The sequence below is a fragment of the Mesorhizobium silamurunense genome (assembly GCF_014843825.1).
GTDB lineage: Bacteria > Pseudomonadota > Alphaproteobacteria > Rhizobiales > Rhizobiaceae > Mesorhizobium > Mesorhizobium silamurunense.
Genome location: NZ_JHQR01000065.1, coordinates 22,811 through 28,999, shown reverse-complemented (window position 1 = coordinate 28,999; position 6,189 = coordinate 22,811). Strand labels below are relative to the sequence as shown.

Annotated in this window: 6 protein-coding genes; 3 read left to right on the top strand and 3 right to left on the bottom strand. The window is 63.5% G+C overall.

Features of this window, described 5'->3' with window-relative positions; all coding sequences use genetic code 11:
- Window positions 1-184: 184 nt before the first annotated feature.
- The 3 genes from DH10_RS08040 to DH10_RS08030 all read right to left on the bottom strand — a co-directional run bounded on the left by DH10_RS08040 (window position 185) and on the right by DH10_RS08030 (window position 3,045).
- Window positions 185-1,549, bottom strand: coding sequence for an LLM class flavin-dependent oxidoreductase (locus DH10_RS08040; RefSeq protein WP_192256235.1), 1,365 nt, complete (start codon window positions 1,547-1,549; stop codon window positions 185-187).
- A gap of 37 nt (window positions 1,550-1,586) precedes the next feature.
- Entirely contained in the window at window positions 1,587-2,144 is a 558-nt protein-coding gene (msuE, locus tag DH10_RS08035) for an FMN reductase (RefSeq protein WP_192256237.1), read from the bottom strand.
- 247 nt (window positions 2,145-2,391) lie between these two features.
- Complete coding sequence (locus DH10_RS08030; protein ID WP_192256239.1) at window positions 2,392-3,045, bottom strand: glutathione S-transferase family protein; 654 nt, start codon at window positions 3,043-3,045, stop codon at window positions 2,392-2,394.
- Window positions 3,046-3,451: 406 nt separating this feature from the next.
- On the opposite strand from DH10_RS08030, the gene DH10_RS08025 reads away from it, so the two are divergent.
- From DH10_RS08025 to ychF, 3 genes are all read left to right on the top strand, one after another.
- Window positions 3,452-4,096 (top strand): 50S ribosomal protein L25/general stress protein Ctc, encoded by a 645-nt coding sequence (locus DH10_RS08025; RefSeq protein ID WP_192256241.1) that lies wholly within the window; start codon window positions 3,452-3,454, stop codon window positions 4,094-4,096.
- A gap of 20 nt (window positions 4,097-4,116) precedes the next feature.
- Window positions 4,117-4,839, top strand: coding sequence for an aminoacyl-tRNA hydrolase (gene pth, locus DH10_RS08020; RefSeq protein ID WP_192256243.1), 723 nt, complete (start codon window positions 4,117-4,119; stop codon window positions 4,837-4,839).
- Between the two features lie 197 nt (window positions 4,840-5,036).
- Window positions 5,037-6,140, top strand: coding sequence for a redox-regulated ATPase YchF (gene ychF, locus DH10_RS08015; RefSeq protein ID WP_192256245.1), 1,104 nt, complete (start codon window positions 5,037-5,039; stop codon window positions 6,138-6,140).
- Window positions 6,141-6,189 lie beyond the last annotated feature (49 nt).

The window sequence follows — 6,189 nt, the reverse complement described above, 5'->3', positions numbered from 1 at the left end:
CGCCGCCTGCCACAGCGCGAGGAAGCCGAGAAGCACGCCATAGCGCGACAGGATCCGCGCCGAGGCGCGACCGGCCAGCCGCACGGCCTCCGTCCCGAAGCCGTTGCCGCCGTTGCGCCCGCCGATGCCGATTGGACGTTCGATGTGCTGCAAAGTCATCGTCTTGCCTTTCCTTTTCAGGGGATCATTCGGCGGCGAGCACGGTCGAGCGGGCAACCGTCCACGGATTCTCCGGCCGCCTGAGGCCGAGATTTTCGCGCAGCGTCCTGCCTTCGTAGGCGGTGCGGAACAGGCCGCGCCGCTGCAATTCGGGGACCACCAGATCGACGAAATCGTCGAGCGCGCCGGGCAGCCATGGCGGCAGGATGTTGAAGCCGTCGGCGGCTTCGCTGGTGAACCATTCCTCCAGCTGATCGGCGATCTGGGTGGCGCTGCCGATCACCGTGTAATGGCCGCGCGCGGTCGCCACCCACTGATAGAGCTGGCGGATCGTAAAATTGTGCTCGTCGGCGATCTGGCGGATCAGCGCCTGCCGGCTCTTCATGCCTTCGGTTTCTTTGCTCGGCGGCAGCGGCCCGTCGAGCGGATAGTCCCGGAGGTCGAGCGTCTGGCCGGCAAGCGCGTTGAGCAGCGCCACGCCATCTTCCGGCAGGATCAGGTCGTTCAATTGCTGGTATTTGGCGCGGGCTTCCTCTTCGGTGCGGCCGACGAAAGGCGCCACGCCCGGCATGATCAGCACCTGCGTCGGATCGCGGCCGGCCGCCGCCACGCGCGCCTTGATGTCGCGATAGAATTCCTGCGCGGAGGCGAGGTTCTGATGCGCTGTGAAGATTACCTCGGCCGAGGCCGCGGCTAACCCGCGGCCGTCCTCGGACTGGCCTGCCTGCACCACCACGGGGTGCCCTTGCACGGGGCGCGGCACGTTGAGCGGCCCCTTGACGCTGAAATGCTCGCCCTTGTGATTGATGTCGTGCAGTCTGTCCTTGTCGTAGAAGCGGCCGGTCTTCTTGTCGCGGATGAAGGCGTCGTCTTCCCAGCTGTCCCACAGCGCCTTGACGGTTTCGACATGCTCATGCGCCCTTGCATAGCGCTCGGCGTGGCTGGGCTGGACGTCGCGGTTGAAGTTGCGCGCCGTGTCGTCGCCCGCCGAAGTGACGACGTTCCAGCCGGCGCGGCCGTTCGACAGAAGGTCGAGCGAAGCGAATTTGCGGGCGAGCGTGTATGGTTCCTCATAGGTGGTCGAGGCCGTGGCGATGAAGCCGAGATGGGTGGTGAGCGGCGCCAGCGCCGCAAACAGCGTGACCGGCTCGAAACCGGCGATCTTGGCGTTGCCGCCCTCGCGGGCGCCGAGGCCGACCGTCAGATTGTCGGCCAGGAAATAGGCGTCGAACAGGCCGCGCTCGGCGGTCAGCGCGAGCTTTCTGTGGAACTCGAAATTGGTCGCGCCGTCGGCCGGCGAGTCCGGGTGGCGCCAGGCAGCGACATGCTGGCCGCCGCCCGGCAGGAAGGCGCCGAGCTTGATCTGTCTGGGCTGGCTGGGGATGGTCATGGCTGATCCTTCCGTTCGGAAAACGACTGCTTCGGAGTCAGGCGGCGAGGCCGACGCTGCGGGTGGCGCCGACGACTTTGACGACCTCGGCGACGGCCTGGCGGGAACGGGCATGGATGGCTTCCGACACCAGCACGCCATCGGCAAAATCCTTGTCGGAGGCGTAGATCGCGGTCGGTATTGTCAGCGCTTCGAAGAAGCCGAACAGCGGCCGAAGCTGGTGCTCGACGATCAGCGAATGACGCTCGCCGCCGCCGGTCGCTGCCAGAACGACCGGTTTTCCACGCAGTGACGATGGGTCGAGAAGATCGAACAAGTGCTTGAAAAGGCCGGTATAACTGCCTTTGAAGGTGGGCGACCCCGCCACCACCACATCGGCATTGACCAGTTGATCGATGATGGCGCGAGCGGTCGCGTCGAGATCGCCGAGGCGGCGTGCCGCAGGAAAGGATGAACCGAGGTCTTCGATGTCGAAGACTGCCGGGGCCGCACCGATCCGGCCTGCCACCTCGCCGGCAATATGGCTGATGAATGACTTGGTCTTCGACGGTCGGGTCAGGTTGCCGGATATCCCCACCACCAGCTTCTTCGTCATCTCGGCTCTCCTCGTGGCATTTATTCATTAAGACTACCGATTTTATAGAATTAAATGAGCGAGAAGATTTCAAAACGGGCCCGGCAGAGGGATTGAGTTTGCGTCCTTTCGCCGTTCAATGGTTCAGCGGATCCAGAGTCCGGGCCATGCTCGCAACGCCAAGACGGCGCGGCTATCGGCCATTTCCGCTACGGGTCGGCCGGCCGCCTCGGCGGCGATCCCTCAAAAAGGGCGGTTCAAATGGGGCTCAGTCCGGCTCGGCCTCGCTGTTGACCAGTGGCAGTGGCGGCGCTTCCAGCCCATGGAACGGATCGCGCCAGGCATCGATGTCCTCGAGCCGGCGATACCAGCGGCTGATGGACGGATAGTCGTCGAGCGGCAACCTGGCGACATCGTTGAACGCGAGAAACGTCGCCATGCGGAAGTCGGCATAGGAGACGGAATTGCCTACCAGCCACTCCCTTTTCGAAAGCACGACATCGAGGATGGCAGCCGCCATGTGGAACAGCCACAGCCCCTCCTCGACCAGGGCCTTGTCGATCGGTCCCAGCCTCCAGCGCTGTTTCGTGCCACGCTCGAAATGCACCATGTCGCAGGCCCTGGCGAAATTCTCCTTGCCCCAGCTTATCCAACGGATCATCTCTGGCTCGTCATCGCCGCCGCGCCAGAAATCGGAACGCATGTCGCGCGAGAGCCGGCAGGCGATCGCGTCTGTTTCCCACAGGCTCCATCCCGGGCCGACCAGTATCGGCAAGGTCAAATTGGGGTTCAGCGCGCGATAGCGCTCGGCCTGCCCCGGCGCCGTCGGCGAGGCGAATTCAAAGGCGATATCCGCCTTCAGATAGCGCGCCGCCGCGACCGCGAGGCGGGGATTGGGATTGCGGCTGAACAGAAGTTTCATGTCGATCTCCAAAAGTTCTTCGAATGCCTGCCAAGGACGATTGAAACCTGCCCGATGCGACATGACGGGCGCAGACGGAGACCCCGGCGCAACCCGCCATATCCAATTTGCACCGGCCGGTGGCGTCGACTATGCTCTGTCCGTCAGGCCAGATGTTTGCGTAGACCTTGGCTGAGGCTTGCGGTTCAACGGCTTGCGCCCCTCGCCGCCTTCCGCTATAGAGCCGCCACCCGCGTAGACACCCTTGGAGGCAACGCGGAGGAAGGCCGGCCAGGCCTGCATGATCCCCAGACGCATTTGGATCGCCAAACGCATCGGACAGATCGTGCAAGGCCGCGACGGCTTTCGACGTTTACGGACGGGCTTGCCCGCCGCGAACGCTCCATAACACGCGAAAGGAAATGCCATGAGCCACGAGGCTTACGAGCTCAAGGCCGAAGCGCGCGAACAGGTCGGTAAGGGGTCCGCCCGTGCAGTTCGCCGCAACGGTAAAGTGCCTGCAGTTATTTACGGCGACAAGCAGCCCCCCCTGGCGATTGCGCTCAACTACAAGGACGTCTTCTACAAGATCCACGGCGGCGGGTTCCTGACCACGATCGCCACGATCGATGTCGATGGCAAGAAGATCCAGGTACTGCCGAAGGACTTCCAGCTCGATCCGGTCAAGGACTTCCCGGTCCATGTCGACTTCCTGCGCATCGGCAAGGACACCGAGGTCAATGTCGACGTGCCCGTCCACTTCATTAATGAAGAGAAGTCGCCCGGCATCAAGCGCGGCGGCGTGCTCAACATCGTGCGTCACGAAGTCGAGTTCCACTGCCCGGCCAATGCGATCCCGGAATTCATCACCGTCGATCTCACCGGCACCGAAATCGGCGACTCGATCCACATTTCGGCGGTTGCCCTGCCGGCCGGCGTCAAGTCGGTGATCTCCGATCGCGACTTCACCATCGCGACCATTGCCGGTTCCGCGGCAATGAAGCCGGAGACCGAGGAGACTGCCGAAGCAGAAGCGCCTGAAGCTGAGGCCGCTGAGGCCGAAGAGAAGTAATTTTCTGCCTGGAGTCGACGATGCTTGTTTTTGCAGGCCTCGGCAATCCGGGCGCGAAATATCAGAACAACCGGCACAATGTCGGCTTCATGGCGGCGGACGCGATTGCCCGCCGCCATTCCTTTTCGCCCTGGTCGAAGAAATTCCAGGGGCTGATTTCGGAAGGCACGCTCGGCGGCGAGAAGGTCCTTTTGATCAAGCCGCAGACCTTCATGAACCTGTCCGGACAGTCGGTCGGCGAGGCGCTGCGCTTCTACAAGCTCGACGCTGCCGCCCTCACCGTCTTCTACGACGAGATCGACCTTGCCGCAGGCAAGGTCAGGGTCAAGGTGGGCGGCGGCTCCGGCGGCCACAACGGCATCCGTTCGCTCGACCAGCATGTCGGCAACGCCTATCGCCGCGTGCGCATCGGTGTCGGCCATCCCGGCGTCAAGGAGATGGTGCACGGCCATGTGCTCGGCGACTTCGCCAAGGGCGATCGTGAGTGGCTCGATGTTCTGCTCGACGCGATCGCCGATGACGCAGGCTTGCTTGCCAAGGGCGACGACAATTCCTTCATGAACCGCATCACGCTCGCGCTGCGCGACAAGCTCGTCCCGACCGGCGACGACGACCGGCCGCCACCGAAGGCGCCGAAACAGCAGAGCCACATCCGCCAAGCACGCCCGCAGCAGCCGCCGGCGAAGGTTCCCGAAAGTGGACCGATGGCCGCCATGCTGAAGAAGCTGTTCGGCAAGGACTAATGCATGTCGCCCAACAGTGCGCAGCGGTTTTGGGAGAACGACATGCATCAAAACAAGGACTTAAAGCGCGTCGCCCGACTCCGTTTCAACGCGACGCGCTTTAGGCTCAGTCACGATCAGGGCATGGGGCTTGACGTTCGTCGTCCCTTTCGCCCATAGCCCTCACCAAAATCAAATTCCCGATAGGACCGGACAAGATGGGTTTCAAATGTGGCATCGTTGGCTTGCCCAACGTCGGCAAGTCGACGCTGTTCAACGCGTTGACCAGGACGGCCGCCGCGCAGGCCGCCAACTATCCTTTCTGCACCATCGAGCCGAACACCGGGGAAGTGGCGGTGCCGGACCCGCGCCTGCAGAAGATCGCGGCGATCGGCAAGTCGAAGGAGATCATCCCGACCCGCATCTTCTTCGTCGACATTGCCGGCCTGGTGCGCGGCGCCTCCAAGGGCGAAGGGCTGGGCAACCAGTTCCTCGCCAATATCCGCGAAGTCGACGCCATCGTCCATGTCCTGCGCTGCTTCGAGGATGACGACATCACCCATGTCGAAGGCCGCATCGATCCGGTCGCCGACGCCGAGACCGTCGAGACCGAGCTGATGCTTGCCGACCTCGAAAGCCTGGAGCGCCGCATCGTCCAGGTCCGCAAGCGCGCCTCGGGTAAGGACAAGGAAGCAATGGCCGTGCTGCCGATGATGGAGGCAGCGCTCGAATTGCTGCAGGCCGGCAAGCCGACGCGCTTCCTGCTCAAGGGCATCGCGCCGGAGGACCTGCGCATCCTGCAGGGGCTGAACCTGTTGACGTCGCATCCCGTTCTCTACGTCTGCAACGTCGCCGAGGCCGACGCCGCCACCGGCAACGCGCACACGCAAGCGGTGGAGAAGATGGCTGCCGCGCAAGGCGCCGGCACGGTGGTGATCTCGGCGGCGATCGAGGCGGAAGTCGCTCAGCTTTCCGACGAGGAGGAAATGGAATTCCTTGCCTCGATCGGCCTGGATGAGCCGGGCCTCAACAAGGTGATCCGCGCCGGCTACGAACTGTTGCAGCTCATCACCTATTTCACCGTCGGGCCGAAGGAGACGCGCGCCTGGACGATCCACAAAGGCGATAAGGCACCGCAGGCGGCCGGCGTCATCCACACCGATTTCGAACGCGGCTTCATCCGCGCCCAGACGATCTCCTACAACGACTTCGTCACGCTGGGCGGCGAAGTGGCGGCCAAGGAAGCCGGCAAGGCGCGCGACGAAGGCAAGGAATATGTCGTCCAGGACGGCGACATCATGCTGTTCAAGTTCAACACCTGACAATCTCGGCGGATCGGTTGCGGAGTCGGCCCGCCTTGGGCCGGGCACA